General features: G+C 72.1%; 25 protein-coding genes and 1 tRNA gene. 11 read left to right on the top strand and 15 right to left on the bottom strand.

The window, feature by feature from the left end:
* Window positions 1-139 precede the first annotated feature (139 nt).
* Window positions 140-436 (bottom strand): hypothetical protein, encoded by a 297-nt coding sequence (locus ACIBAG_RS44100; RefSeq protein ID WP_399113597.1) that lies wholly within the window; start codon window positions 434-436, stop codon window positions 140-142.
* Window positions 437-548: 112 nt separating this feature from the next.
* Here ACIBAG_RS44100 and ACIBAG_RS44095 point away from each other — a divergent pair, with 112 nt between their 5' ends.
* Entirely contained in the window at window positions 549-1,529 is a 981-nt protein-coding gene (locus ACIBAG_RS44095) for an NADP-dependent oxidoreductase (protein WP_399113595.1), read from the top strand.
* 63 nt (window positions 1,530-1,592) lie between these two features.
* On the opposite strand, the gene ACIBAG_RS44090 is transcribed toward ACIBAG_RS44095, so the two are convergent.
* From ACIBAG_RS44090 to ACIBAG_RS44070, 5 genes are all read right to left on the bottom strand, one after another.
* The gene (locus ACIBAG_RS44090) at window positions 1,593-1,778 is read right to left on the bottom strand and encodes a hypothetical protein (protein ID WP_399113594.1); all 186 of its coding nucleotides are present in this window, start codon (window positions 1,776-1,778) and stop codon (window positions 1,593-1,595) included.
* 22 nt (window positions 1,779-1,800) lie between these two features.
* Window positions 1,801-2,130 (bottom strand): DUF202 domain-containing protein, encoded by a 330-nt coding sequence (locus tag ACIBAG_RS44085; protein ID WP_399113592.1) that lies wholly within the window; start codon window positions 2,128-2,130, stop codon window positions 1,801-1,803.
* Window positions 2,127-2,519, bottom strand: a complete 393-nt coding sequence (locus tag ACIBAG_RS44080) for a YidH family protein (protein ID WP_399113591.1) — start codon at window positions 2,517-2,519, stop codon at window positions 2,127-2,129. Before ACIBAG_RS44080 ends, ACIBAG_RS44085 begins: the two co-directional genes overlap by 4 nt.
* Before the next feature lie 63 nt (window positions 2,520-2,582).
* Window positions 2,583-3,098, bottom strand: coding sequence for an NUDIX domain-containing protein (locus tag ACIBAG_RS44075; protein WP_399113589.1), 516 nt, complete (start codon window positions 3,096-3,098; stop codon window positions 2,583-2,585).
* Between the two features lie 63 nt (window positions 3,099-3,161).
* Window positions 3,162-4,058 (bottom strand): DMT family transporter, encoded by an 897-nt coding sequence (locus tag ACIBAG_RS44070; RefSeq protein ID WP_399113587.1) that lies wholly within the window; start codon window positions 4,056-4,058, stop codon window positions 3,162-3,164.
* A 312-nt stretch (window positions 4,059-4,370) separates the two neighbouring features.
* Between ACIBAG_RS44070 and ACIBAG_RS44065 the strand changes: the two genes are divergently transcribed.
* The 4 genes from ACIBAG_RS44065 to ACIBAG_RS44050 all read left to right on the top strand — a co-directional run bounded on the left by ACIBAG_RS44065 (window position 4,371) and on the right by ACIBAG_RS44050 (window position 8,335).
* Window positions 4,371-5,321 carry a hypothetical protein gene (locus tag ACIBAG_RS44065; protein WP_399113586.1) on the top strand — a complete coding sequence of 317 codons (951 nt, stop codon included), beginning with the start codon at window positions 4,371-4,373 and terminating at the stop codon, window positions 5,319-5,321.
* 59 nt (window positions 5,322-5,380) lie between these two features.
* Window positions 5,381-6,928 (top strand): APC family permease, encoded by a 1,548-nt coding sequence (locus tag ACIBAG_RS44060; protein WP_399113584.1) that lies wholly within the window; start codon window positions 5,381-5,383, stop codon window positions 6,926-6,928.
* 71 nt (window positions 6,929-6,999) lie between these two features.
* Entirely contained in the window at window positions 7,000-7,728 is a 729-nt protein-coding gene (locus ACIBAG_RS44055) for a molybdopterin-dependent oxidoreductase (protein WP_399113583.1), read from the top strand.
* Window positions 7,712-8,335 carry a cytochrome b/b6 domain-containing protein gene (locus ACIBAG_RS44050; protein ID WP_399113581.1) on the top strand — a complete coding sequence of 208 codons (624 nt, stop codon included), beginning with the start codon at window positions 7,712-7,714 and terminating at the stop codon, window positions 8,333-8,335. The genes ACIBAG_RS44055 and ACIBAG_RS44050 overlap by 17 nt, the downstream gene beginning before the upstream one ends.
* Window positions 8,336-9,569: 1,234 nt before the next feature.
* Here ACIBAG_RS44050 and ACIBAG_RS44045 read toward each other — a convergent pair.
* From ACIBAG_RS44045 to ACIBAG_RS44030, 4 genes are all read right to left on the bottom strand, one after another.
* A complete protein-coding gene (locus tag ACIBAG_RS44045) occupies window positions 9,570-10,595 on the bottom strand; it encodes an L-idonate 5-dehydrogenase (protein WP_399113580.1) in 1,026 nt (341 codons plus the stop codon).
* Window positions 10,596-10,609: 14 nt separating this feature from the next.
* Complete coding sequence (locus ACIBAG_RS44040) at window positions 10,610-11,392, bottom strand: SDR family oxidoreductase (protein ID WP_399113579.1); 783 nt, start codon at window positions 11,390-11,392, stop codon at window positions 10,610-10,612.
* Window positions 11,393-11,402: 10 nt separating this feature from the next.
* A complete protein-coding gene (locus ACIBAG_RS44035) occupies window positions 11,403-12,800 on the bottom strand; it encodes a GntP family permease (protein WP_399113578.1) in 1,398 nt (465 codons plus the stop codon).
* A gap of 75 nt (window positions 12,801-12,875) precedes the next feature.
* Entirely contained in the window at window positions 12,876-13,394 is a 519-nt protein-coding gene (locus ACIBAG_RS44030) for a gluconokinase (RefSeq protein WP_399113576.1), read from the bottom strand.
* A gap of 137 nt (window positions 13,395-13,531) precedes the next feature.
* Here ACIBAG_RS44030 and ACIBAG_RS44025 point away from each other — a divergent pair, with 137 nt between their 5' ends.
* Both ACIBAG_RS44025 and ACIBAG_RS44020 read left to right on the top strand, forming a co-directional pair.
* Entirely contained in the window at window positions 13,532-14,233 is a 702-nt protein-coding gene (locus ACIBAG_RS44025) for a FadR/GntR family transcriptional regulator (protein WP_399113575.1), read from the top strand.
* A complete protein-coding gene (locus ACIBAG_RS44020; RefSeq protein ID WP_399113574.1) occupies window positions 14,230-14,586 on the top strand; it encodes a hypothetical protein in 357 nt (118 codons plus the stop codon). Before ACIBAG_RS44025 ends, ACIBAG_RS44020 begins: the two co-directional genes overlap by 4 nt.
* 4 nt (window positions 14,587-14,590) lie before the next feature.
* Here ACIBAG_RS44020 and ACIBAG_RS44015 read toward each other — a convergent pair whose 3' ends face one another.
* The 4 genes from ACIBAG_RS44015 to ACIBAG_RS44000 all read right to left on the bottom strand — a co-directional run bounded on the left by ACIBAG_RS44015 (window position 14,591) and on the right by ACIBAG_RS44000 (window position 20,618).
* Window positions 14,591-14,962 carry a YchJ family protein gene (locus tag ACIBAG_RS44015; protein WP_399113573.1) on the bottom strand — a complete coding sequence of 124 codons (372 nt, stop codon included), beginning with the start codon at window positions 14,960-14,962 and terminating at the stop codon, window positions 14,591-14,593.
* A 13-nt stretch (window positions 14,963-14,975) separates the two neighbouring features.
* A complete protein-coding gene (locus tag ACIBAG_RS44010) occupies window positions 14,976-16,319 on the bottom strand; it encodes a M1 family metallopeptidase (RefSeq protein WP_399113572.1) in 1,344 nt (447 codons plus the stop codon).
* A 77-nt stretch (window positions 16,320-16,396) separates the two neighbouring features.
* Entirely contained in the window at window positions 16,397-20,263 is a 3,867-nt protein-coding gene (locus tag ACIBAG_RS44005; RefSeq protein ID WP_399113570.1) for a Pls/PosA family non-ribosomal peptide synthetase, read from the bottom strand.
* A gap of 270 nt (window positions 20,264-20,533) precedes the next feature.
* Window positions 20,534-20,618: transfer RNA gene (locus ACIBAG_RS44000), tRNA-Leu, on the bottom strand.
* A 189-nt stretch (window positions 20,619-20,807) separates the two neighbouring features.
* On the opposite strand from ACIBAG_RS44000, the gene ACIBAG_RS43995 reads away from it, so the two are divergent.
* The 3 genes from ACIBAG_RS43995 to ACIBAG_RS43985 all read left to right on the top strand — a co-directional run bounded on the left by ACIBAG_RS43995 (window position 20,808) and on the right by ACIBAG_RS43985 (window position 23,506).
* Window positions 20,808-22,133 carry a M20/M25/M40 family metallo-hydrolase gene (locus ACIBAG_RS43995; protein ID WP_399113568.1) on the top strand — a complete coding sequence of 442 codons (1,326 nt, stop codon included), beginning with the start codon at window positions 20,808-20,810 and terminating at the stop codon, window positions 22,131-22,133.
* Between the two features lie 157 nt (window positions 22,134-22,290).
* A complete protein-coding gene (gene chpH, locus ACIBAG_RS43990; RefSeq protein ID WP_031487002.1) occupies window positions 22,291-22,524 on the top strand; it encodes a chaplin ChpH in 234 nt (77 codons plus the stop codon).
* A gap of 145 nt (window positions 22,525-22,669) precedes the next feature.
* A complete protein-coding gene (locus tag ACIBAG_RS43985) occupies window positions 22,670-23,506 on the top strand; it encodes a chaplin (RefSeq protein ID WP_399113566.1) in 837 nt (278 codons plus the stop codon).
* 104 nt (window positions 23,507-23,610) lie between these two features.
* Here the strand turns inward: ACIBAG_RS43985 and ACIBAG_RS43980 are convergent, their stop codons facing one another.
* A complete protein-coding gene (locus tag ACIBAG_RS43980; RefSeq protein ID WP_399113564.1) occupies window positions 23,611-23,799 on the bottom strand; it encodes a DUF5703 family protein in 189 nt (62 codons plus the stop codon).
* Window positions 23,800-23,846: 47 nt separating this feature from the next.
* Here ACIBAG_RS43980 and ACIBAG_RS43975 point away from each other — a divergent pair, with 47 nt between their 5' ends.
* Window positions 23,847-24,545 (top strand): hypothetical protein, encoded by a 699-nt coding sequence (locus ACIBAG_RS43975; RefSeq protein ID WP_399113562.1) that lies wholly within the window; start codon window positions 23,847-23,849, stop codon window positions 24,543-24,545.
* Window positions 24,546-24,831: the final 286 nt, after the last annotated feature.

Raw genomic sequence — 24,831 nt, 5'->3', positions numbered from 1 at the left:
AGTCGGTATGTCGTCCAGTGGGAGAGCCGAACGTGATCGGGGCCACCATAAGTCGACAGCTCCCCGGCCAGGGTGCCGGGGAGCTGTCGACGGCGTCTTCTCGGCCGGTGCGGGGGCCGGCCGGAGTCGGGGGGCGGGCTCAGTGGTCGTCCCAGTGGCCGTCGTGTGCGGCGTGCCGGTGGCCGTCGTGGACGTAGTCGACGTGGTCGCCGTGCAGCACGCTCTCGTGCCCGCAGTCGGCGCCGTGCTGATGGGTGTGGCCCTCGTGTGCGACGTGCCCCTCCGCCTCGCACTCGTCCCAGTGGCCCGCGTGCTCGCGGTGGAGGTGACCGTCGTGTGCGTAGTCGGTGTGGTCGCCGTGCGGCACCGCGATGTGGCCGCAGTCGGGGCCGTGCGCGTGCGTGTGGGAGGAGTGTTCGACGTGCAGGGTGGTCATGGTGCTCGCCTTCGGAGGTGCGGGTTGTGACGTCGACAGGCTGCCACGCGAACGGCGCATATCGGCTTATTCGGGCTTGCGTGGCGTCCTGTCACCCCAGAGGGTCGGACCCATGAAGGGCATCAGCTACTCACGCTACGGCGGCCCCGAGGAGCTCGCATACGGGGATGTGCGCGACCCGCGGGTCGGTCCCGACTCGGTGCTGGTCAAGGTACGGGCGGCCGGGGTCAACCCGGTGGACTGGAAGTGCCGCGAGGGTCATATGGACCGGATGCTGGAGCCCGTCTTCCCGGTGGTGCCGGGATGGGACGTCTCCGGTGTCGTGGTCCAACCGGGCGTTTCGGTCACGGAGTTCGGCGTCGGCGACGAGGTCATCGGCTACGTACGTGAGGACTTCCTCTCCCGGGGCACCTTCGCCGAGTACGTCGCGGCCCCCGTGCGTACCCTCGCGCGCAAGCCCCGCAACCTCACCTGGGAGGCGGCGGCCGGGCTGCCGCTGGTGGGACTGACCGCCTATCAGGTGCTGTCCAAGGTGCTCCAGGTCAAGCGTGACGAGACCGTTCTGGTGCACGCCGCGGCGGGCGGGGTGGGCTCGCTCGCCGTCCAGCTCGGCCGTCATCTGGGCGCCCGGGTCATCGGTACCGCGAGCGCGCACAACCATGACTTCGTACGCGGCCTCGGCGGCGAGCCGGTCGAGTACGCCGACGGAAGCCTGTTCGACCGGGTGCGTGAGCTGGCACCCGAGGGTGTGGACGCGGTGCTCGACACGATCGGCGGTGAGGCCCTGAAGGTCTCGGCGAACCTCCTGGCGCCCGAGGGCCGTCTGGTGTCGATCGCCGACCCGGACGTCTTCGACTACGGCGGCCGCTACTACTTCGTCCGCCCCGACGCCCTGGACCTGCTGCGGCTGTCCGAGCTGGCGGAGGAGGGGGTGGTGTCCGTGCACGTCTCGGAGACGCTTCCGCTGGAGCGGGCGGCCGACGCCCACCGCCTCAGTCAGGAGGGCCGCACGCGGGGCAAGATCGTGGTGACGGTGGACTGGGACGCGGAGGAGGGGGTGGCGCCGGCGGGGTTGTGGCAGGGGGCGGAGTGACACGTCCGGGAGTGTCTGCCGGCGAGCGCCGTCCGTCCGGGGGTGGCCGCGGGGTGGCCGTCGTCAGAGGAGGAGGGCTGCCGCGTACATGGCCGGCGCGACGGTTGTCAGGGCCGTGGTGGTGGTCTGCCGGGGAGTGAGGGCGGGGGGCTCGGGCGATGCGGCGAGGGTGCGGATGCGGCGGTGTGCCAGGGCCGGGAAGCCGGGCCACGGCCCGTAGCACGGGGCGTAGAGGGCCGTGTCGGCCACCGTGGTCGCGGGGTGGCTGTCGTCAGAGGAGGAGGGCTGCCGCGTACATGGCCGGCGCGACGGTTGTCAGGGCCGTGGCCGTGGCCTGCCGGGGAGTGAGGGCGGGGGGCTCGGCCGATGCGGCGAGGGTGCGGATACGGCGGTGTGCCAGGGCCAGGAAGCCCAGCCACAGCCCGCAGCACAGGGCGCAGACGACCATGCCGACCACCGAGACCCCGCCGTGCAGCGCGGTCTTCATGGCGAGTACGGCGGCCACGGTGCCGGACAGTGTCGTACGGCGCCATGCCAGCCGCGTCCGCTCGGGCTGCAGCCCCGGATCCCGCACCGGCTCCGCAATCGACCCGGCGCTCACCCCTCCCACCCGACGAGCACGACGACGACCATCGCGACGGCGACGACCGCGACCACCAGGCTCAGTACCGCCGGGAACCGGGACACCGGCAGATCCTCGCCGCGACGCATCGCCCGCTCGCAGCGCACCCAGTGATTGACCGCGCGCAACGAGCACAGCACGCCCGCCGCGAGCAGCGCGAGCGCCAGCCCCACGCGCCAGCCCCAGCGCAGGTCCGGCAGGAACTGGTCCACCGCGAAGCCGCCGCCGATCAGCGCGAGCGCGGTACGCAGCCAGGCCAGGAAGGTGCGCTCGTTCGCCAGCGAGAACCGGTAGTCGGGGGTGCCGCCCTCCCGCCGGATCTGCTGGGGTTCGAACCACAGCCGGACGTTTCGTACGAACTCGATCACATGCACGACCCTATCCGGGCGGCTCTCGGAGGGCGCCGACGGTCCCGCCAGCCGGAGGGCGGATCAGCCGGCCGACCGGTACGCCCTGAGCCGTTCGTACGCGGCGAGCCCGTCCGGCACCCACGCCCACTCCGGCAGCCGCCGCTCCACCTCGGCCTCGGGCAGGAAGCCGTGCCAGGCGACCTCCTCCACCTGCGGGCTCACGGGCAGCTCGCAGCGCACCTCGTACACCGCCGACCACCAGGTCTGCCCGGCACCGTCGTCGTACAGGAACTTGAAGAGGTACGACGGGCGGGGCAGGCCGCTCACCCCGAGTTCCTCCTCGGCCTCGCGCAGAGCGGCCTCGTCGTACGACTCGCCCGCGCCGACCACTCCGCCGACGAACATGTCGTACCGCGAAGGGAACACCAGCTTGGTAGGAGTGCGGCGGTGCACGAAGAGACGGCCCTGTGCATCCCGGGCCTCGATGAAGACGCAGCGGTGGCGCAGCCCCTTGGCGTAGGCCTCGCCGCGCGGGGACTGTCCGATGACCCGGTCCTGCTCGTCGACGATGTCGAGGATTTCGTCAGCAGCGCTCATGGGGCCATCCAAGCAGGGCGGCGCATCCCGGTCGGCGCGACTGCGCCGCGGCACCCGTGTCGCTCAGGGCGTCTGCAGTGCCGCCGCGACCCGCCGCGGCTGCGTGGCGCCGGACGGCATCGCCGAATGCGTCCCGAGCAGGATGATGCCGACCACGATGCCGGCGAGCCCGGCCGCCTCCCACGCCAGCGCGCCCGCGTCGGTGCGCAGCCGGTCGCCGAGGAAGCCCACGCCGCAGGCGATGCCGGCCAGCGGCTGGGCGGCGGTCAGGGCGGGCAGGGACATGCGCAGGGACGCGGTCTCGAACGCGCTCTGGACGAGGATCAGCCCGGTCAGGCCGATCGCGACCACGGCGTACGGCTGCCAGCCGGTCAGGACCTCCGTGATGCCGCCCTCGGCGAAGCGCTGCCCGGTCACGCGGGTCAGCGCGTCCTGCACGCCGTAGAGGAGGCCGGCGGCGGTCGCCAGCAGCGCGGGACCCGAGCTGAGCCGGGAGCGCTTGGCGTACCCCGTGAGCAGCAGGGCCACTCCGATCATGACGCCGATGATCAGCCAGTGCCGGAGGGGGTTGTCGGTCGCCGTTCCGCCGTGGGGCTGTCCGGCGACGATGAAGGCCGTCACACCGCCCGCGAGGAGCGCGAGGCCCGTCCAGCCCTGGCGGCCCAGCGGCTGCTTGGTCTGACGGCGGGAGAGCATGAGCGCGAACAGCAGGTTCGTCGCCAGCAGCGGTTCCACCAGGGAGATCTCGCCCTGGCCCAGCGCCATCGCGCCGAGCGCCATACCGACCACCATCAGCCCGATGCCGCCGAGCCAGCGGGGCACCTTCATCAGGTCCAGGAGGATCCGCGGCGACAGGAAGTCGCTCAGCGGCGCCTTCTGGGCCGCGTTCTGCTGCAGTACGAAGCCGAAGCCCAGGCAGCACGCGGCGGTGACGGCGAGTATCAGGATCTGAAGCGACACGCTGCGTACCTCGATCATCCTGCCGGGTGTGGGGGGACGGGGTGCGTAAGGGCCGACTGTAGCGGCCAGGAGCCCGGCATGCGCGTCCTGCCATCCTGCGGTGTGCTCACCGGCCGGCGCCATGACGTACGCCACACACTCTGAACAATTCCGACATTCCGGGCTCGTTGAGTGCCTCAACTGCCCCACCAGTAACGCGAGTTGACGCGTGTAACGCGACGACGGCCCTTGACGCGAACCATTGGCTGCGGGTTTGCTGTGCGTGATCACTTGATGACGGTCCACACACTTCCCCCGACAGAACCCAAAACGGTGTCCCCACCTCCGCCACCCCTCGGCCGCGGTCGAAAGCGCGCAACCCATACCTTCGACGCGGCCCTCGACGACGCCGAGCTCACCGCGGCCCGCGCCGCGCTGGCCCAGGGCAGATGGCAGACGGCCCGCTCACTGCTCGCCCGGACCGGCGACGACTGGGACCGCAGAGGGCACCGCGTCACGGTCCTCGCCGAGGAGCCGTACTGCGTCCCCTGGACCCGCGACTGGCTGCTCGCCGAGCCCGACTCCGCCGATGCCGCCGTGCTGCTCGCCCTCGCCCAGGTGCGGCGCGCCTTGCGCGGCAAGGAGAAACCGGTGCGCGCCCGCGAGTCCTGCCACGCCGCCGCCGCACTCGTGCCCGCCGACCCCACGCCCTGGCTCGGCCTGCTCATGCTGGAGAACCGGCTGGGCGCCGAGGAGGAGGTGCGCCGTGTCTTCGCCGAGGTCCGCGCCCGCTACGCCGACCATCACCACGCCCACCACCTGATGGTCGCCCGGCTCGCCGAGCGCCATCCCGGCGCCGGCCCCGACCCGCTCCACGAGGTCTACGACTTCGCCAACCACGCCGCCGAGCGCGCCCCCGCCGACTCCCCGCTCGCCGTCCTCCCGGTCGTCGCCCACGCCGAGCGCTACCGCGTCCTCGCGGCGGCCGGGCACGAGCCCCGGGACGCGGCCGCCTCCGGGCACTGGACCGGCCGCCGGGCCCGGCAGGTGATGCGGGCCGCCTTCGACTGGTGGCTGGAGTGGGAGCAGGAAGGCCACCCGCGCCGCCTCGTCGACCTGAACTTCCTCGCCCACGCCAAGGTCTGCGAGGGCCGGGGTGCCGAGGCGGCCGCCCTGTTCCACCGCATCGGCGACCACGCCACCCCCTCGCCCTGGTCGTACCCGGACCGCGACCCGTACCCCGCCTTCAGCGCCGCACGCGCCACGGCACTCGGCACGGCGTAGGAGCACCGACCCGACCTGATCCCATCAGCGCCCCCGACCCGACAAAGGACGGTCCTTCGATGACCACCGGCAGTTCCAGCACGAGCAGAGCCACCGCCGGCAGCGGCGGCATCAGTACGTTCAAGGGGCAGGACCGCGCCCTGCGCGCCGACCGGCTGGGCACGACGGGCCTGCTGCTGTCCGTGCTCGCCGCGACAGCGCCACTCATGGTCGTCGCGGGTGTCATGCCCACGACCTTCGGGGTGATGGGTGTCCTGGGACAGCCGCTGCTCTTCGTGATCCTCGGCCTCGTCCTCGCCCTCTTCAGCGTCGGGTACGCCGAGATGAGCCGGCACGTCCACAACGCCGGCGCCTTCTACGCCTACATCTCGCGCGGCCTCGGCGGCACGGCCGGCGCCGGCGCCGCGATGGTCGCGCTCGTCGCCTACAACGCGCTGCAGGTCGGCATCTACGGCATCTTCGGCTTCGAGGTCTCCGGGCTGTTCGCCACCTACCTCGAGACCGAGGTCGCCTGGTGGATACCGGCGCTCGCGGCCGTGCTCCTCGTCGGCGCCCTCGGCTGGCTGAAGATCGACCTCAACGCGCGCGTGCTCGGCGTGCTGCTGATCATCGAGGTCGCCCTGGTGGTCATCTTCGACGTGGCCGCGATCGCCGACCCCGGCAAGGAGGGCCTGTCGCTGCACGCCTTCGACCCGGACACCCTCACCGGCGCGGGAATAGGCACCGCCCTGTGCTTCTGCGTGGCCGCCTTCCTCGGCTTCGAGCAGGCCCCCGTCTACGCCGAGGAGACCAGCCGCCCGCACGTCCTCGTGCCCCGCGTGATGTTCCTGGCCGTCGGCGGCATCGCCGTCTTCTACACGATCAGCTGCTGGGCGTACACCGTCGCCGCAGGCCCCTCGGCGATCGTCGGCACCGCGCAGGAGCAGAGCGCGGGACTGCTGTTCTTCCTCAGCGAGGACCTGCTCGGCACCGGCTTCACCGACGTCCTGCACGTGCTGTTCGTGACCGGCATGTTCGCCGCGATGCTCAGCTTCCACAACGTCGTCGCCCGCTATGCCTTCGCCATGGGCCGAGAGGGCCTGCTGCCCGCCGCCTTCGGCCGCACCAGCGGCACGAGCGGCGCACCCGGCACGGGTTCGCTGCTGCAGACCGTCGTCGCACTCGTGGTCGTCGCCGCCTTCGCGCTCACCGACGACAAGCCGACCGGAGACCCGACCGCACCGGTCCTGCACCTGTTCACCTGGATGGGCAGCCTCGGCGCACTCGGCGTGGCAGCCCTGATGGCCGCGGCGTCGCTCTCCGTCATCGTCTTCTTCGTCCGCCGCGGAGCCGTCGCAGCGCAGTTCTGGCGACTGGCCGCCTCCGGGCTCTCCGTCCTCGCACTGCTGTTCATCGTCGTCTACACCGTCAAGGACTTCGACGTCCTGATCGGGGCGGGCCCGGACTCCGCCCTGAGCTGGGCGCTGCCCGCCGTCATCGCCGCCGCCCTGGCCGCCGGCGTGACCCAGGGCCTGCTCCTGCGCTCCCGCGCCCCCGAGCGGCACGCCCGCATCGGGCTCGGCAACGAGGCGTTCCAGCTGGAGAAGGCGGCGACCGAGACGTCGTAGGTGGTTACCGAACTCTGACGAGTACCCGCGATCCCTGGCCCAGCGAGGGATGCGGGTGCTCGAATGAGTACGTGAACTCCGAACCACCCGAGGAGCAGCGGGGCAAACCCATCGGCCGCCGCGTCTTCCTCGGCACCCTCGGCCTGGGCGCCCTCGGCGTGGTCACCGCGCCCACCCTGCAAGGCGGCCTGGAGTCCTTCCTCGCGAGCGCCTCCGACAAGGACCCCACCGGCCTGACCGGTCTGCTCCCCAACGGCGGCGGCTTCCGCTACTACTCGGTGGCCTCCTCCGTACCCCGCAAGAACGCCACCACCTACCGCCTCGCGGTGGACGGCCTGGTCGACCGCCCCCGGACCTACACGCTGGCCGAACTGCGCGCCCTGCCGCAGACCCGGCTGGTGCGCGATGTCCAGTGCGTCACCGGCTGGCGGGTCCCCGACACACCGTTCGAAGGGGTGCGCCTGTCCCGGCTGCTCGACGCCGCGGGAGTGCGCCAAGGAGCCGGGGCGGTCCGCTTCACCTGCTTCGACGGCACCTACACCGAGAGCCTCACCCTCGACCAGGCCCGCCGCGCGGACGTCCTCGTCGCCCTGCGCATGCAGGACAAGGACCTGAGCCACGCCCACGGCGGCCCGGCCCGCCTCTATGTGGCACCCATGTACTTCTACAAGTCCGCCAAGTGGCTCTCCGGCATCACCGTCACCGCGGACGTGAAGCCCGGCTACTGGGAGGAACGCGGCTACGACGTGGACGCCTGGGTCGGCCGCTCGAACGGACGCGACGATGAGCCTACGAGCTGACACCCCCGGCCGGACCGCCGGCGTGCGGCGCTTCGGCCCGGCCACCCGCTGGGTGCACCGCACGACGGCCGCGCTGATGGGCGTGTGCGTGGTGACGGCGGCCTGCCTGTACGTCCCGCAGCTCGCCGAACTCGTCGGCCGCCGCGAGCTGGTGGTCCGTGTCCACGAGTGGGCCGGTCTCGCCCTGCCCGTGCCCGTGCTGGCCGCTCTCGCCTCCCGCGCGTTCCGCGCCGACCTGGGTTTCCTCAACCGCTTCGGCCCGCACGACCGCGTCTGGCTGCGTGCCGCGTTCCGCCGTGACAAGCGGGCCGCGTCCCGCCCTGCGGGCAAGTTCAACGCCGGGCAGAAGATCTACGCGGCGTGGCTCGCCGGTGCGACGCTGGTGATGCTCGGTACCGGCCTGATGATGTGGTTCACCCAGCTCACACCGCTGGTGTGGCGCACCAGCGCGACCTTCGTCCACGACTGGCTGGCGCTCACCATCGGGATCGTCCTGGCCGGGCACATCGGCATGGCCCTCGGGGATCCGGAGGCCCGCCGGGGCATGCGGACCGGCGTGGTGAGCCGGGAGTGGGCGGAGCGGGAGCACTCGCTGTGGCGGCACTGACACCAACGCGTCGAGCACGGACGCCGATTCGCCGGGTGTCCCCGGAGCCGCGCTCGGAGACGGGACCACGTCGGGAGCGGCCACACTGAAGGCGGTCGGCAGGCGGACCTCGGTATCGGCGTACCGGACCACCACGTCGACCGGACCCCGCTCCAGCGCCGGTACGACGACGGACAGCACCAGCCCGTCGCCCGACTCGGGCTCCAGTACGGGCACCCCGGGCACCTGCTGTCCACCGATGCTCACGCTCGCGGCCGACTGCAGCTCGGCGTGGTCGAAGTAGGCGTCCGCCAACGCGATCCGGATCGTGTCACCGGGCTTCGCCTCCCCGTCACCGCCCGTGTCCACCCCGGCGATCCGGAAACCGCAGGCCGCGGGTGTGCCGCTCGACGTGGGCTTCAGTCGTACGGTGGCGCCGGGATGCCGCCGATGGAAGTCGAGCAGCCCGCCCAGGACGGCGGACGCGGCGCGCCCCTTGCAGGTGTCGGTCCTCCCCGCCGACGCGGCATGGTCCCGGGCCGCCCGCTCCCAGCCGCCGCCCTCGCCCTGCACGACCAGACAGGCGGTGGCCAGCCCCCGCAGCAGCGTCCACTCAGGGGTGTCCGGCGTGCGGGGGACCGCGCTCAGGGCGTTACGGCACTCGGCGGGGGAGCGGAGCAGGTCGTACACGCTCGACGGGTCGGGAACGCCGTCGGCGTTCGGTGAGCCGGGGCCGGGCGGGAGCCAGTCCGGGACTTCGAGGAGCTTGCGGCTCATGGAGGGGCTGGGGGTGGGGGCCGGGGGCTCGCTCGCCGGTGTGCTCCGGGACGGGTGCGGTGTGTCGGTGACCGCCGGCGCGCCGATGTGGCCCTCGGGTGACGGCCGTAGCGGAGGAGCGGAGCTGACCGAGGGTCCGGCCGGCAGGCTCCGGCTGCCGTCGGAGGGCCCGGCGGTGACGATGGTGCCCCCGCCGCCCCGGCCGTCCGCCGAGCCACCCCCGTCACTGGTGAAAGCCGCGGCGGCCACCGCCACCGCCCCTACGACCAGCAGCCCCGAGATACGCATCCCGAGGGAGACCGCCATGACACCCCCCGATGTTCCGGCCCCCGGCGGCCGCGGAAGCCTGCGGGGGTCCCCTCATCATCGGGCTCGCGACCCCCTTGGGGAAGCCGCTTCATGTGATCGTCAGTGCGAGTTCAGGCACACAGAACCGTCCCACCCGCGGGAACCGGAATCCCCGCCGGACAGCGGCTGTTCAGGCCCCGAAGTCCAGCAGCACCTTGCAGGACGTGCTCCGGTCCGCCGCCAGCGCGAGCGCCGACTCGGCCTCCCGCACCGGCACCACCGCGCTGACCAGCCCGTCGAACGATGCCTCGGCGGCGAGCAGTTCCAGCGCGTCGTCGAACTCCGTGTCGAAGCGGAACGCCCCGCGCAGCTCGATCTCCCGGCTCACGACGAGGTTCCCCGCGAACGGACTCCGCCCCGGCGGCAGCATCCCGAGCTGCACGACGACACCCCCGCGCCGCACCAGCCGCAGACAGGCGTCCAGCCCCGCCGCGACCCCGGACGCCTCGATCGCCACGTCCACCTCGGCAGGCCACCCGGCATCCTGCGGATCGTCGGCCCGTACGACGGTGTCGGCGCCGGCGGTCCGCGCGTACTCGAGGGCGGCCGGCAGCAGGTCGGTCACCGTGACGCGCGCGGCCCCCGCCGCCTTCGCCGCCGCGACCACCAGACAGCCGATGGGCCCGGCACCGGTGACCAGGACGTGCCGTCCGGCCACCTTCCCGGCCCGCCGCACCGCGTGCAGTGCGACGGACAGCGGCTCGGCGAGCGCCGCCCGCCGCAGCTCCAGGCCGGCCGGGACTGGCCTCAACTGGCCCGCGGGGACGGCCACCTGGGCCGCGAAACCGCCCTGCACATGCGGGAAGCGCGCCGCGCTGCCGAGGTAACGGGTGTCCCGGCAGACGTTGCGCCGCCCGTCCGCGCACTCGGGGCACACCCCGCAGGGCGTGGCCGGGTGCACCGCGACGGCCGTACCGGGAACCGGCCCTGACGCTATGGCACCGTACGAGACGACCGTCCCGACGACCTCGTGCCCGAGCACCATCGGCTCCTTCAGCCGGAAGTCCCCGACCCCGCCGTGCCGCCAGTAGTGCAGGTCGGAGCCGCAGACCCCGCCGTAGCGCACGGCGACCAGGGCCTGCCCGGGGCCCGGCACCGGCACGGGCAACTCCTCCACCCGCAGATCGCCCTGACCGTGGATCACACACCCGAGCATCCCCGAGGCCTCCTTCACAGCACGCTGGTCATGCCGCCGTCGACGTACAGGATCTGTCCACTGATGAAGTCCGCGGCCGGGGAGGCGAGGAAGAGCACCCCGCCCACCAGGTCCTCGGTACGGCCCCAGCGTCCGGCCGGGGTGCGTCGCCGCACCCATGCGCTGAACTCCTCGTCCTGGACGAGGGGGCGGGTGAGCTCGGTCTCGATGTAGCCGGGGCCGAGACCGTTGACCTGGACGCCGTACGGGCCCCAGTCCGCGCACATGCCCTTGGTGAGCATCTTCAGCGCGCCCTTGGTGGCCGCGTACGGCGCGATGCCGGGGCGGACCACCTCGCTCTGCAGCGAGCAGATGTTGACGATCTTGCCGTGGCCGCGTTCCGTCATCCGCCGGGCCGCCTCCCGGCCGACCAGGAACGCGCCGGTCAGGTTGGTGTCCAGGATGCGGTGCCAGTCGGAGTCGGTGAACTCCAGGAGCGGGGCGCGCAGTTGCATGCCCGCGTTGTTGACCAGGATGTCGAGCGGGCCCACCCGCTCCTCGGCATCCGCGATCCCGGCGGCCACCGAGGGGCCGTCGGTCACGTCGAACACGGCCGTGTGGATCCGGTCGCCGGGCAGCCCGGCGGCGGCCCCGAGCTCGGCGGCGGCCTTGGCGAGGCGTTCGCCGTCCCGTCCGTTGAGGACCACCGTGCAGCCGGCCTCGGCGAGACCCCGGGCCAGGGCGAGTCCGATGCCCCGGCCGGCGCCGGTGACCAGGGCCGTGCGGCCGCTGATGTCGAAGAGGGGGTGAGCCGTCATCGTCGTACTCCTAGATGATCAGTGAGAGCAGCAGGACCACACCACCGGCGACCACCGAGATGATCGTCTCCATGACGGACCAGGTCTTGATGTTCTGGCCGACGCTGAGGCCGAAGTACTCCTTCACCATCCAGAACCCGGCGTCGTTGACATGGCTGAAGAACAGCGAGCCGGCGCCGATGGCCAGGACCAGCAGGGCCGCGTGGGTCGTCGACATGTCGGCCGCGAGCGGGGCGACCAGGCCGGCCGCCGAGACCGTGGCGACCGTCGCCGAACCCGTGGCGAGACGGATCGCCACCGCGATCAGCCAGGCCAGCAGCAGCGCCGGGATCGACCAGTCCTCGGAGATGTCGAGGACCATCTGGCCCACGCCCGTGTCGATCAGCGTCTGCTTGAAGCCGCCGCCCGCGCCGACGATCAGCAGGATGCCCGCGATCGGCGCGAGGCTCTTCTCGACCAGCGGCGAGACCCGTTCCTTGCCGAACCCGGCGGGTCGCAGCAGCGTGAAGATGCCGACGAGCACGGAGGTGAGGAGCGCGATCATCGGGGAGCCGATGACGTCGAAGACCCGCTGGACGGTGTTCCCGGGGTCGTCGATGACGATGTCGACCAGCGCCTTGGAGAGCATCAGGACGACCGGGAGGAGGATCGTGGCGAGCGTCGGGCCGAAGCCGGGGCGCTTGTCCAGGTCCTCGGAGACGCGCGATGGGATCATGCGCTCGGGCGCCGGGACGTCCACCCAGCGGGCCGCGTACCGGGAGAACAGCGGGCCGGCGATGATCACCGTCGGTATCGCGACGAGGACGCCGAGCGCCAGCGTCACGCCCAGGTTGGCCCCCACCGCGTCGATGGCGACCAGCGGACCGGGGTGCGGCGGCACCAGGCCGTGCATCACGGACAGACCGGCGAGCGCCGGGATACCGATGCGCATCAGCGAGTAGTTGCCGCGCTTGGCGACCATCAGCACGACCGGGATCAGCAGCACCACGCCGACCTCGAAGAACAGCGGCAGACCGATCACCGAGGCGATCAGCACCATCGCCCACGGCATCGAACGGCCGCCGGCCTTGGCGAGGATCGTGTCCACGATCTGGTCGGCGCCACCGGAGTCGGCGAGCATCTTGCCGAGGATCGCGCCGAGGGCGATGAGCACGCCCACGCCGGCGACGGTGGTGCCGAGCCCGGTGGAGAAGCTGGCGATGGCCTTGTCGAGCGGCGCCCCGGCGATCGCGCCGAGCACCAGCGAGCCGAGGGTCAGCGACAGGAAGGCGTGGAGCTTGAACTGGGTGATGAGCAGGACGATGACGGCGATGCCCGCCAGGACGGCGATGCCCAGCTGGGCGTGGCCGGCCGAGGTGATGGGCTCGACGGTGTCCGCTGCCAGCATCTCGACGCTGAGTCTGGTCACGGGGTTCCCTTGCAGGTACGGGGATGGGGGAGGGGTGGGGGGGGGCTACCAGGCCCTGGAAGGTTCCAGGAGGCCTCAGGGGGTCGGCTCGGGGAGCGCCTTCAGGGCCGTCGCGGCCCGTCCGGTGATCTCCTCGGGGCTGCCCGTGACGTCCACCTCGACGCCCGCCTCGTCCGGCTCCAGCGGCTGGAGCGTGGCGAACTGGGAGTCGAGCAGCGCCGTGGGCATGAAGTGCCCCCGCCGGTGCGACATCCGGTCCTCGATGAGCGCGCGGTCGCCCGTGAGGTGCACGAAGACCACGCCGGGCGCGGCGGCCCGCAGCCGGTCGCGGTACGACCGCTTCAGCGCCGAGCAGCTGACCACCCCGCCGAGCCCGGTCCGCTCGTGAGCCCAGGCGCCGATGGCGTCGAGCCAGGGCCACCTGTCCGCGTCGTCGAGCGGGGTGCCGGCCGACATCTTGGCGATGTTGGCCGGCGGGTGGAAGTCGTCGCCCTCGGCGTACGGGACGCCGAGCCGGGCGGCGAGCAGGGGACCGATGGTGGTCTTGCCGGTGCCCGCGACGCCCATGACCACGACGACATGGGGGGTGTTCATCGCTGCCTCACTGTCTGCTGTCTTCGTCGACACGTGATGTCGACGCAACTGAAGCTCATTAGATACGACGAATTCAAGGCCCTGTGATGAATAAGTCTGACTTTTTGTTGCCGTGATCTGCCCCGTACGCTGAGTGCATGAGCACACCGGGCCGGGGGCTGCACGGCCATGTACTGGAAACCCTCGGCCCCGCGATCACCGCGGGTGAGTACCCGCCGGGCAGCGTCCTGCGTACGGACGAGCTGGCGCAGCGCTTCGACGTGTCGCGCTCGGTGATGCGCGAGGCGGTCCGGGTCCTGGAGTCCATGCACCTGGTCGAGTCCCGCCGCCGCGTGGGCGTGACGGTGCGCCCCAAGTCCGAGTGGAACGTCTACGACCCCCAGGTCATCCGCTGGCGCCTGGCCGGCGCGGACCGCCCCCAGCAGCTGCGCTCACTCACGGTGCTGCGCTCGGCGATCGAGCCGGCGGCGGCCGCCCTGGCCGCCAAGCACGCCACCGCCGAGCAGTGCGCCGAACTCACCGAGTGCGCCCTCGGCATGGTCGCCCACTCCCGCGGCCACCAGCTGGAGGGCTACCTCGTCCACGACGTCGCCTTCCACCGCGTCATCCTGAACGCCTCCGGCAACGAGATGTTCGCCCGCCTGGGCGACGTCGTCGCCGAAGTCCTCACGGGCCGCACCCACCACGAGGTCATGTTCGAGGACCCCGACCCGGCCGCCGTCACGCTGCACGTCCAGGTCGCGGAGGCGGTCCGCGCGGGCGACGCGGCCCGGGCGGAACACCTCACCCGGGAGATCACGGTGGGCGCGCTTCAGGAACTGGACATCCTCGCGCCATGAACGATGCAGGCCCACCCGGCCTCGACCGGATCCTGGAGCCGCTGAAGGCGAACATGCCCGAGGCCGGGGACTTCGGCTTCGAGGCCATCAAACGGCTGGGCAACCCCATGCCCATGCTGGTGGAGAACAGCGGCCCAAAGCCGTTGCAGCTGTGGCTGGAGCCCTTCGGCCAGGACTACTGGTTGGAGCCCGGGGAGACCGTGTACGTCACCTCGTACGGCACCTGGAACGACCGCCCGTTCGAGACGGTCCACGAGCCCGACTGCCTGACCGTCTGGGCGACGTCCTTCTTCGCCACGGTCTCCGACCGCGACGGCAACGAGTTCCCGCCGGGCCGCCGGGACCCCGCCTAGGCCATCACTCCAGGAACTCCCCGTCGACGTACACCCAAGCCCCGTCCACCCGCTCGAACCGGCTCCGCTCATGCAGCGACCCACCCCGGAACGAGGCCCGGAAGGTCACCGTCCCCGTCGAGTGGAACGCCGACCCGTCCACCGCCTCCAGAATCTCCAGCCCGGTCCACCGCATCCCCGGATCGAGCTCCAGCCGCGCCGGCCGCGTCCGCGGATGCCAGGTCCGCAGCAGGTACGCCGCATCGCCCTTGACGAACGCGCTGTACCGCGAGCGCATCAGCGCCTCGGCGGTCGGCGCGGCGGCACCGGAGTGGAAGCGGCCGCAGCACTCGCCGTACGCCTTGGGCAGCCCGCACGGGCAGGAACGTGTGGTCATGCCTGCCATTCTGCTAGCCCGCCGCCCGCGTCTCGGCCCCGGGCAGCGGCGGCAGCGCCGCCCCGTGCACCCACGCCTCGAACAGCTCGTCCACCGGCTCGCCCGTGAAGCGGGCAACGTGCGCGGCGAAGCCCTTGGTCGTCACCGTGCCACCCCGGTGCAGCTGCGCCCAGCCGCGCAGCATGCGGAAGAAGGCGATGTCACCCAGCGCGCAGCGCACCGCGTGCAGCACCAGCCCGCCACGTTCGTACAGCCGGTCGTCGAACATCGACTTCCGCCCCGGATCCGCCAGCCGCAGATCCTGCGGCATCGACGCCAGCAACCGGTGCGCGGCGGCGGCGTGTTGCTGGGCCGTACGGCCGCCCGAGCGCTCCGACCACAGCCACTCCGCGTACTTCGCGAACCCCTCGTTCAGCCAGATGTGCCGCCAGTCCGCGATGGACACGCTGTTGCCGAACCACTGGTGCGCCAGCTCGTGCGCGACCAGCCGCTCCGAACCGCGCGCCCCGTCCACGTGGTTGGCGCCGAACAGCGACAACCCCTGTGCCTCGACGGGCACATCGAGCTCCTCCTCGGTCACCACGACCGCGTACTCGTCGAACGGGTAGGGCCCGAACAGCTCCTGGAAGACCTCCATCATCTGCGGCTGCCGGGCGAAGTCCCGCGAGAAGTCGCCGAGCAGCTGCGCCGGGATGTGCCCGTGCTGCGGCACGCCGCCCAGCCCCGGGTCGCCCAGCAGCACCGTCTGGTACTTGCCGATCGACAGACCGACCAGATAGCTGGACGTCGGCGCCGACTGCTCGTACACCCAGGTCGTCGTGCTCGCCTTCGTCGTCCGCGTCAGCAGCCGCCCGCCCGCCACCACCGCGTACGCCGACGGCGTGGTGATCGAGATCTGGTACGACGCCTTGTCGGCGGGCCGGTCGTTGCACGGGTACCACGACGGTGCCCCGATCGGCTGGCTCGCCACCAGCGCCCCGTCCTCCAGCTCCTCCCAACCCAGGCCGCCCCAGGGGCTGTTCACCGGCTTGGGGTTGCCCGACCACTGCACCTCGATCGTGAAGGCCGCACCGGCGCGCACCGGCTTGGCGGGCCGGACGCGCAGGCGCCCGCCACGGTGCGTGTAATGCGGCTGCCGTCCGTCGACCCGGACCCGCCCGATCCTGAAGTCGGCCAGGTTCAGCACGAACTCGGTGAGCGGCGAGCGCCCCGCTATGGCGTTGATCCGTGCCGTCCCCGACAGCCGGTTGGGGCCGGGGCGGTAGTCCAGCACCAGCTCGTACCGGTGCACCCGGTACCGGGGGTCGCCGTGCTCCGGGAAGTACGGGTCCGCGCCCGCCGCCTGCTGAACTGCCACTGCTGTCTGTGCTCCCTGCGCCGTACTGCTGCCACTCCGTGCCGGCCCGACGTTCTCCGGCCCTGAGCGGGCCGCGCTCAGGAACGCCATGCTTCGATCGGATTGCCGAGCCAACGGGTGTCGTCGGGGACCGCCTCCGCCGCCATCACGAGCGACGCGGGACCCAGCGTCGTACGGGCCCCGATCGCGCTGCCGGGCAGGACGATCCCGCCAGGACCCAGCGTCGCGCCCTCACGGAGAACCACAGTATCCGTCCGCAAGATCCGGTCGTGGAAGAGGTGTGTCTGCAGCACACAGCCCCGGTTCACGGTGGCCGCGTCCTCGAGGGTCACGAGATCGGTCTCGGGCAGCCAGTAGCTCTCCACCCACACGCCCTTGCCGATCCGCGCGCCGAGCCCCCGCAGCCACGCCGTCAGCACCGGCGTACCCGGCACCGAACCCGCCAGCCACGGCACCGCGAGCACCTCGACGAAGGTGTCCGCCAGCTCGTTGCGCCACACGAAGGAGGACCACAGCGGATGCTCCCCGCTGTGATGCCGGCCCACCAGCAGCCACTTCGCGACGATCGACACCAGCCCCGCCACGACCCCCGCCCCGAGCAGCACCAGCCCCGACAGCAGCGGCGCCCAGACCCCCAGCGCACACAGCGCCGCCACGGTCAGCACCGCCAGCCCCGCCGAGCAGAACACCGGCACGATCCGGCACAGCTCCACCAGCGCGCGCGCCCACAGCAGGCGTGCGGGCGGCTCGTACGTCCGGCTCTGATCACCGTCGGCGGCACTGCGCGGCAGCTTCACCGGCGGCAGCCCCAGATACGAGGTGCCCTTCTTGGCCTTCTTCGGCGTCGCCGACAGCACACCGACCAGCCCGCCGTCCGGCACGGTCCGCCCGGGCGCGGTCATCCCCGAGTTCCCGAGGAAGGCCCGCCGCCCGATCTCCGCGCGCCCGATCCGCATCCAGCCGCCGCCGAGCTCGTACGGTGCGGTCAGCGTGTCGTCGGCCAGGAACGCGCCCTCGCCGACCGTCGTCAGGCTGGGCAGCGCCAGCACCGTCGACACCTCGGCGCCCTTGCCGATCCGCATCCCGAGCAGCCGCAGCCACACCGGCGTGACCAGCCCGGCGTACAGCGGGAACAGCGTCTCGCGCGAGCGGTCCATCAGCTGCGTGACGGTCCACGCCTGCCAGCCGACCCTGCTGTGCGTCGGATACGTCCCCTCCCGCAGCCCCAGGCTCAGCAGCCGTACGGCGATCAGGAGCAGCACGGCGTACGCCAGCCCGAAGGCGAGCGTCGCCGGAACGAGGGCGAGGGCAGCGCCCGTGAGAGGCGCGTCCGGCGTGAAGAACACCCGGGCCACGAGCAACGCCGCCGCCCCGGCCACCACCGGCAGCGCGCTGAGCGCGAAGCCCGTGAGGCCGTACATCACCCGCCAGTACGTCCCGCGCCGCGGCCGTTCCTTCGGCCAGTTGCGCTTGGCCTTGCCGAGCTTGACCGCGGGCGCCCCGGCCCAGCGCTGGCCGGTCGGGACCTGCCCGGTGACCGCCGAGCCGGGCGCCACCTCGGCCCGCTTGCCGACCCGGGCACCCGGGAAGAGCATGCTGCGGGTGCCGACGGTGGCGTGCGCGCCGACCTTGATCGCGCCGATCTCCAGCCGGTCACCGTCCAGCCACCACCCGGACAGATCCACCTCCGACTCCACGGCCGCGCCCCGCCCCAGCTTCAGCAGCCCGGTGACCGGCGGCAGCGAGTGCAGATCGACGTCCGGCCCGACCTTGGCGCCCAGGGCCCGCGCGTACCGCTCCAGCCACGCCCCGGTCAGCGAGGTCGCCCCACTGAACTCGGCGAGCCGCTCGGCCGCCCACAGCCGCAGATGCACACCGCCACCGCGCGCGTACCGTCCGGGCTTCACGCCCCTCAGCAGCAGCCGAGCACCACCCGCGGCCAGCGCGAGCCGCCCCGGCGGGCTGAACAGCACGACAGCCCCGACCGCGACGAGCCACCACGGGGCCGTCGGCAGCCACGCGTACCCGGGCAGCACATTGCCGAGTGCGGCCAGCACGACCGTCCAGCGCAGGCCGAGCAGCGTGAACAACGGAAGGAGAAGCAGGAGCTGGATCACCTGCGCCCGACGGGGCACCGGCGCGACGACGCGCTCGGCGCCGTCGTCCTGCGCGGACTCCTCCAGCCGCCGGGCCAGCTTGCGCAGGGCCGGCTGTTGGTAGATGTCCAGCACGGCCGCGCTCGGATAGCGGGTCCGCAGCCGGGTCGTCAGCTGCGCGGCGGCCAGACTGCTGCCGCCGATCGCGAAGAACTCGTCGGAGGCGCTGGTGACCGGGATGCCGAGCACCTCGGTCCACTGCTCGGCCAGCCAGGCCTCGGTGCCGTAGAGCTGCTCGGCCGGACCACCGCTCTCCAGCCCCTCCAGCGGCCAGGGCAGCGCGTTGCGGTCGACCTTGCCCGACGTCCTGGTCGGCAGATCCTCGACCGGCGCGAGCAGCGGCACGAGCGCGGCGGGCAACTCGGCCCGCAGCTTCTCAACCGCGACCGCGTGATCCCAGCCGTCCTGCGTGACGACGTACCCGACGAGCAGCTGATTGCCGCTGCGAGCGGTCCGCACGGCGGCGGCCGCACCGGCCACCCCCGGCAGCGCCTGCAGCGCGGCGTCCACCTCACCGAGCTCGATGCGCCGACCGCCGAGCTTGATCTGCTCGTCGGCCCGCCCGAGGAAGACCAGTCCCTCGGGCTCCGCCTTGACGAGGTCCCCGCTGCGATACGCCCGCTCCCAGCCCAGGGACTGAAGCGGCGCGTACTTCTCCGCGTCCTTCTCGGCGTCGAGATACCGCGCGAGCCCCACCCCGCCGATCACGAGCTGCCCACTGCCGCCCATCGGCACGGGCTCCCCGGCCTCGTCGACGACGGCCAGCTCCCAGCCGTCCAGCGGCAGCCCGATCCGGATCGGCTCCTCGCCGCCCATCAGCGACGCACACGCCACCACCGTCGCCTCGGTCGGCCCGTACGTGTTCCAGACCTCGCGCCCCTCGGTCACCAGGCGCTGCGCCAGCTCGGGCGGACAGGCCTCACCGCCGAAGATCAGCAGCCGTACGTCGTTGAGGGTCTCGGGCTCCCAGAGCGCGGCCAGCGTGGGCACGGTCGACACGACCGTGATCTCCTGCTCGACCAGCCACGGCCCCAGATCGGCCCCGCTCCTGACCTGCGAGCGCGGCACCGGCACCAGGCACGCCCCGTACCGCCAGGCCAGCCACATCTCCTCGCAGGACGCGTCGAACGCGACCGACAGCCCCGCCATGACCCGGTCCCCGGGTCCGATCGGCTCCTCGGTGAGGAACAGCGCGGCCTCGGCGTCCACGAACGCGGCGGCACTGCGGTGCGAGACGGCGACGCCCTTCGGCTTGCCCGTCGAGCCGGAGGTGAAGATGATCCACGCGTCGTGCTCCACACCGGGTCGGGCCGCGGGGACCTCGGAGACACCGTGCACGGCGATCTCGTGCCCGGCCCCGATCACGGCCCGTACGTCTGCCTCCCCGAACACCAACTCGGCCCGCTCGTCCGGGTCCTCGGCGTCGACGGGGACGTAGGCGGCACCGGCCGCGAGCACGGCGAGGATCGCGACGTAAAGATCATTGGTACCGGACGGAACCCTGACCCCGACCCGGTCCCCGAGCCCGACCCCGGCGGAGTCGAGCCGGCGCCGCAGCCGCTCCGCCTCCACGGCCAGCGCGCGGTAGGTGAGGCAGGTCGTGCCGTCGTCCAGGGCGGGCTCGTCCGGATACGACCGCACGGACGCCTCGAAGACGTCCACGAGCGTGCGCGGCGAGGCCGCCGGGCCTCCCGAGAAACGTGCCGTGTCCCCGAACCGCTGGTGGATCTCCGCGCCGAGCTCTTCCTCGAGCAGGCCGAGAGCGTTGCTCTCCTGTATGGCTGCCATCCGGTCCTCGCGTCTAGATCCCGGATGCCTCCGGGGCGCTGGCGGGCCCGCAGGTTTGCCTGGGGTTGTCCGGCTCCAGCTCCGTAACAAGCCGGAAATTTTAGTACGACGCTAGGTTCGGGCACTCCGATACGCCACTCGGAGCAGCCGTTCGGGTACGCGGAGGCAGCGGCAAATGGGCGCTGACCTGGTGATCTTCGAGGGAGGAGACTTCCCCCACACAACGGCCGAGGGCCGCGACCTCATGGTCACGGCCCTCGCCATCTCGCGTGTCCGAGGGGGGACTTGAACCCCCACGCCCGATAAAGGGCACTAGCACCTCAAGCTAGCGCGTCTGCCATTCCGCCACCCGGACAAGGTGTCTGTCGTGCGGGGTTTCCCTCGCGGCGACACAGGAAACATTACCAGGCTCCGGAGGGTGCCCCGATCACCCCCCGTCGTGGCGTGAACGGTGTGTGACGGGGCGCGGCCGCCCTTGGGTGGCGCTGTGCCGAGGGGGAGGATGAGGGGGACCACCAGCAGTGACAGCGCGGGAGGAAGCAGCGTGAGCCAGACGGACACGGCCAGGGGCGTCACCGGCGAGGACGAGGTCGTGGACCTCTGCCGCGAGCTGATCCGGATCGACACCAGCAACTACGGCGACCACTCGGGGCCCGGTGAGCGCAAGGCGGCCGAGTACGTCGCCGAGAAGCTCGCCGAGGTGGGCCTCGAACCGAAGATCTTCGAGTCGCACCCGGGCCGCGCCTCCACCGTGGCGCGGATCGAGGGAGCGGACCCCTCCCGGCCCGCGCTGCTCATCCACGGGCACACCGACGTCGTACCGGCCAACGCCGACGACTGGACCCACCACCCCTTCTCCGGCGAGGTCGCGGACGGGTGCGTGTGGGGGCGCGGGGCCGTCGACATGAAGGACATGGACGCGATGACCCTGGCGGTCGTACGCGACCGGCTGCGCAGCGGACGCAAGCCGCCGCGCGACATCGTGCTCGCGTTCCTCGCCGACGAGGAGGCCGGCGGCAAGTACGGCGCCCGGTTCCTCGTCGACAAGCACCCGGACCTCTTCGAGGGCGTCACCGAGGCGATCAGCGAGGTCGGCGGGTTCTCGTTCACCGTGAGCGAGCAGCGGCGGCTCTATCTGATCCAGACGGCCGAGAAGGGCATGCACTGGATGAAGCTGACCGTGGCCGGCACGGCCGGGCACGGGTCGATGATCCACCGGGACAACGCGATCACCGAGCTGTCGGAGGCCGTGGCCCGGCTGGGGCGGCACAAGTTCCCGGTGCGGGTCACCAAGACCACCCGGGCCTTCCTCGACGAGCTCGGCGACGCCCTCGGCACCGAGCTCGACCCGGAGAACATGGAGGGCACCCTCGCCAAGCTCGGCGGCATCGCCAAGCTCATCGGCGCGACCCTCAGCAACACGGCCAACCCGACCCAGCTGAACGCCGGCTACAAGGTCAACGTCATCCCGGGCGAGGCCACCGCGCACGTCGACGGCCGTTTCCTGCCGGGTTTCGAGGAGGAGTTCCTCGCGGACATCGACAAGATCCTCGGGCCGAACGTGCGGCGCGAGGACGTGCACGCCGACAAGGCCGTGGAGACGGGCTTCGACGGGGCGCTCGTGGCGGCCATGCAGTCCGCGCTGGTGGCCGAGGACCCGGCGGCCAAGGCGATCCCCTACATGCTCTCCGGCGGCACCGACGCCAAGTCCTTCGACGACCTCGGCATCCGGGGCTTCGGCTTCGCGCCGCTGAAGCTGCCGCCGGAGCTGGACTTCGCCGGCATGTTCCACGGCGTCGACGAGAGGGTGCCGGTGGACGGGCTGCAATTCGGGGTGCGGGTTCTCGACCGGTTCATCGATGCGTCCTGAATTGGCCCACTGAAACGACACTTCAGAATTCGACCGGACGTACGGGGCGTGGCTGGGGAGGGTGAACGCGCTCATAAGGTCGTAGCCCTATTAGTTCCTCCTCGTTACAGGTGATGCGATCAGCTACTTGTGATCGCATTGCCAACAAGGAGGAATAATGATCAAGAAGGTCGTCGCCGCTGCGGCTGCCACCGGTGGGCTGGTTCTCGCGGGCGCGGGCCTCGCTGTCGCCGACGCTGGTGCCCAGGGTGCCGCCGTGCACTCGCCCGGCATCCTGTCCGGCAACGTCGTTCAGGCGCCGGTTCACGTTCCCGTGAACGTCTGCGGCAACACGATCTCGGTCGTCGGCGTGCTGAACCCCGCCTTCGGCAACGTTTGCATCAACAAGTGACGTTGTGCCTCGCCCCGTGAAAGGGGCTGAGCCCGTCGGCCCCGGAGTGCGTGCCATGCGCTCCGGGGCCGACCGGCCTTTCGGCGGCGCCGGGCCGATTCCGGCGCCGCTTTCCCGGAACAAGGTCGAAGGCAGGGAATCAGCAATGCGACAGGTCACCCGCAAGGGCCTGCTGACCGTGGCGGCCGCGACCGGCGTCATCGCCGCAGCCGGCGGCACCGCCCACGCCACCGGAGCGGGCGCGAACGGCGCCGCCTCGAACTCGCCCGGCGTGCTGTCGGGCAACACGGTGCAGGCGCCGGTGCACGCACCGGTCAACGTCTGCGGCAACACCGTCAACGTCGTCGGGATCCTCAACCCGGCGGTCGGCAACAGCTGCACCAACCAGGGGGGAGGCGGCAACCACGGCGGTGGAGGGGCGTCGGCCGACGGGCACGCCAGTGACTCACCCGGTGTCGGCTCCGGCAACCACGTCCAGGCGCCGGTCCATGTGCCGGTCAACGTGTGCGGCAACAGCGTCGACGTCATCGGCATCGGCAACTCCACCGAGGGCAATGATTGCGCCAACAACGGCGGTGGCGGCGGTCACGAGAACCCGCCCGAGTCGCCGGAGGAGCCGGGCAACCCCGGTAACCCGGGCAACCCCGGAAACCCGGGTGATCCCGAGGAGCCGGGGAATCCCGATAACCCGGGCAACCCCGGAAACCCGGGCAACCCCGGTAACCCCGGTAGCCCGCAGAACCCCGAGGAGCCGAACCAGCCCGGCACCCCGAGCACGCCGCCCGGCTCGGGCGGCGTCACGCCGGGCGACGACTCCCCGAACGGCAACCACCCGGGCACCCAGGACGTCACCCAGCCCCAGGGTCGCGCGGAGCTCGCCCAGACCGGCAGTGACCTGCCACTGGGCCTGACCCTGCCGGTCGGCGCGGGAGCGCTGCTCGCGGGCGCCGTGCTGTACCGCAAGGCACGCGCATCGGCGTAGGGCACGGTCTCCGGCACGAACGGAGCGGCCCCGCCGAGGCGGGGCCGCTCCGTTCTGTGCTTCCTTCTCCCGCTGTGCCTGTCCTGGCTTCCTGTCGCCTCAGCTCACCACGTGGCCCGCATCTGGCGGATGATCCTGCGGCGCAGCCGCACCCTGCGGCTTCCGTCACGCAGCAGGCTCAGGCGGTCCAACTCCCAGTGTCCGTACTCGGCATGGTCCGTCAGCAGGCGTGTGGCGTCCTTGCGGGACACCCCGCGAGGTACGTACACGTCGACAAATTCGTATTCGGGCATCGCATCTATTGTGCGGGCTGGGGCCCGGTACGGATAGCGTCTGCACTATGTCTGATGCTGTGCAGCCCACCGCTGCCGAGGTACGCGCCGCCGCCGAGGCGGTCAAGACCGCGCTCGACCGTCACCTTGCCGCGGTCGAACGCCGGTCGGGTGAGGACGACCCTGCCGTCTACGAGGCGTTCAACCAGTTGGCCGCGGCCGCCGAGGCCTACGACGAGCTGCTCTACGACCGCTATGACGAGGTCACTCCCTTCGAGATCCCCGGTACGGAGGACGCGCTGCCGCCGTACACGGGCCCCGAGGAACCGAACGCGCTGAGCGTGCTGATCCGCCGCGACTACACCGTGGTGGAGCCACAGCGGCTGCTGGCGCAGGCCCAGCGGGTCGAGGCGGCGGACGACGACGAGGGCGCGGAGGCCGCCGGCACGGTGCACGGGGCGCTGGGCATCCTGTTCGGCGAGTTCGAACCGGACGAGATCGCCTCCCGGCACAAGGAGTTCGGCCTGGAGGAGGGCGACTCCACGCTCTGGGTGACCGCCGCGGACGACTCGGCCGACCCCGGGGAGTGGCTGGAGATGCCGTTCGAGGGGGCCGATCCGGAGCGGGTGGTGTGCCGGTTCGACGTCAGCGCGGTGTTCGACGACGAGATCGACGACGAGATCGACGACGATGACGATCTCGAGGACGAAGTCGACACCGACCTGGACGAGGACGAGGACCTGGAGCCACTGGACGCGGATCGGTAGCCCGGCTCTTTCCCCTTCTTCTACGGCGGGGGGGGGGGGGGGGGGGGGGGGGGGGGGGGGGCGCGGGGGGGGGGGGGGGGGGGGGGGCGGGCCACGCCCGCCCGGGGGGGGGGGGCGGGGGGGGGGGGGGCGCCGGGGGCGGGCTCACTTGTGGCCCGCCCCGCCGCCGCGGCCTACCCCCCCCCCCCGCCGGGCGGGGGGGGCCCCGAGCCCGGTGGAGAAGCTGGCGATGGCCTTGTCGAGCGGCGCCCCGGCGATCGCGCCGAGCACCAGCGAGCCGAGGGTC

This window comes from Streptomyces sp. NPDC051243, assembly GCF_044455405.1.
Classification (GTDB): domain Bacteria; phylum Actinomycetota; class Actinomycetes; order Streptomycetales; family Streptomycetaceae; genus Streptomyces.
Note: the sequence above shows the minus strand (reverse complement) of the source record. Positions and strands in the feature narration are given on the sequence as shown.

Excerpts from the sequence above, each read along its gene's own strand:
- ACIBAG_RS44100 (WP_399113597.1), bottom strand. The coding sequence starts at position 436 with ATGACCACCCTGCACGTCGAACACTCCTCCCACACGCACGCGCACGGC.
- ACIBAG_RS44095 (WP_399113595.1), top strand. The coding sequence starts at position 549 with ATGAAGGGCATCAGCTACTCACGCTACGGCGGCCCCGAGGAGCTCGCA.
- ACIBAG_RS44075 (WP_399113589.1), bottom strand. The coding sequence starts at position 3,098 with ATGAGCGCTGCTGACGAAATCCTCGACATCGTCGACGAGCAGGACCGG.
- ACIBAG_RS44060 (WP_399113584.1), top strand. The coding sequence starts at position 5,381 with ATGACCACCGGCAGTTCCAGCACGAGCAGAGCCACCGCCGGCAGCGGC.
- ACIBAG_RS44050 (WP_399113581.1), top strand. The coding sequence starts at position 7,712 with ATGAGCCTACGAGCTGACACCCCCGGCCGGACCGCCGGCGTGCGGCGC.
- ACIBAG_RS44045 (WP_399113580.1), bottom strand. The coding sequence starts at position 10,595 with ATGCTCGGGTGTGTGATCCACGGTCAGGGCGATCTGCGGGTGGAGGAG.
- ACIBAG_RS44040 (WP_399113579.1), bottom strand. The coding sequence starts at position 11,392 with ATGACGGCTCACCCCCTCTTCGACATCAGCGGCCGCACGGCCCTGGTC.
- ACIBAG_RS44030 (WP_399113576.1), bottom strand. The coding sequence starts at position 13,394 with ATGAACACCCCCCATGTCGTCGTGGTCATGGGCGTCGCGGGCACCGGC.
- ACIBAG_RS44025 (WP_399113575.1), top strand. The coding sequence starts at position 13,532 with ATGAGCACACCGGGCCGGGGGCTGCACGGCCATGTACTGGAAACCCTC.
- ACIBAG_RS44020 (WP_399113574.1), top strand. The coding sequence starts at position 14,230 with ATGAACGATGCAGGCCCACCCGGCCTCGACCGGATCCTGGAGCCGCTG.
- ACIBAG_RS44015 (WP_399113573.1), bottom strand. The coding sequence starts at position 14,962 with ATGACCACACGTTCCTGCCCGTGCGGGCTGCCCAAGGCGTACGGCGAG.
- ACIBAG_RS44005 (WP_399113570.1), bottom strand. The coding sequence starts at position 20,263 with ATGGCAGCCATACAGGAGAGCAACGCTCTCGGCCTGCTCGAGGAAGAG.
- chpH (WP_031487002.1), top strand. The coding sequence starts at position 22,291 with ATGATCAAGAAGGTCGTCGCCGCTGCGGCTGCCACCGGTGGGCTGGTT.
- ACIBAG_RS43985 (WP_399113566.1), top strand. The coding sequence starts at position 22,670 with ATGCGACAGGTCACCCGCAAGGGCCTGCTGACCGTGGCGGCCGCGACC.
- ACIBAG_RS43980 (WP_399113564.1), bottom strand. The coding sequence starts at position 23,799 with ATGCCCGAATACGAATTTGTCGACGTGTACGTACCTCGCGGGGTGTCC.
- ACIBAG_RS43975 (WP_399113562.1), top strand. The coding sequence starts at position 23,847 with ATGTCTGATGCTGTGCAGCCCACCGCTGCCGAGGTACGCGCCGCCGCC.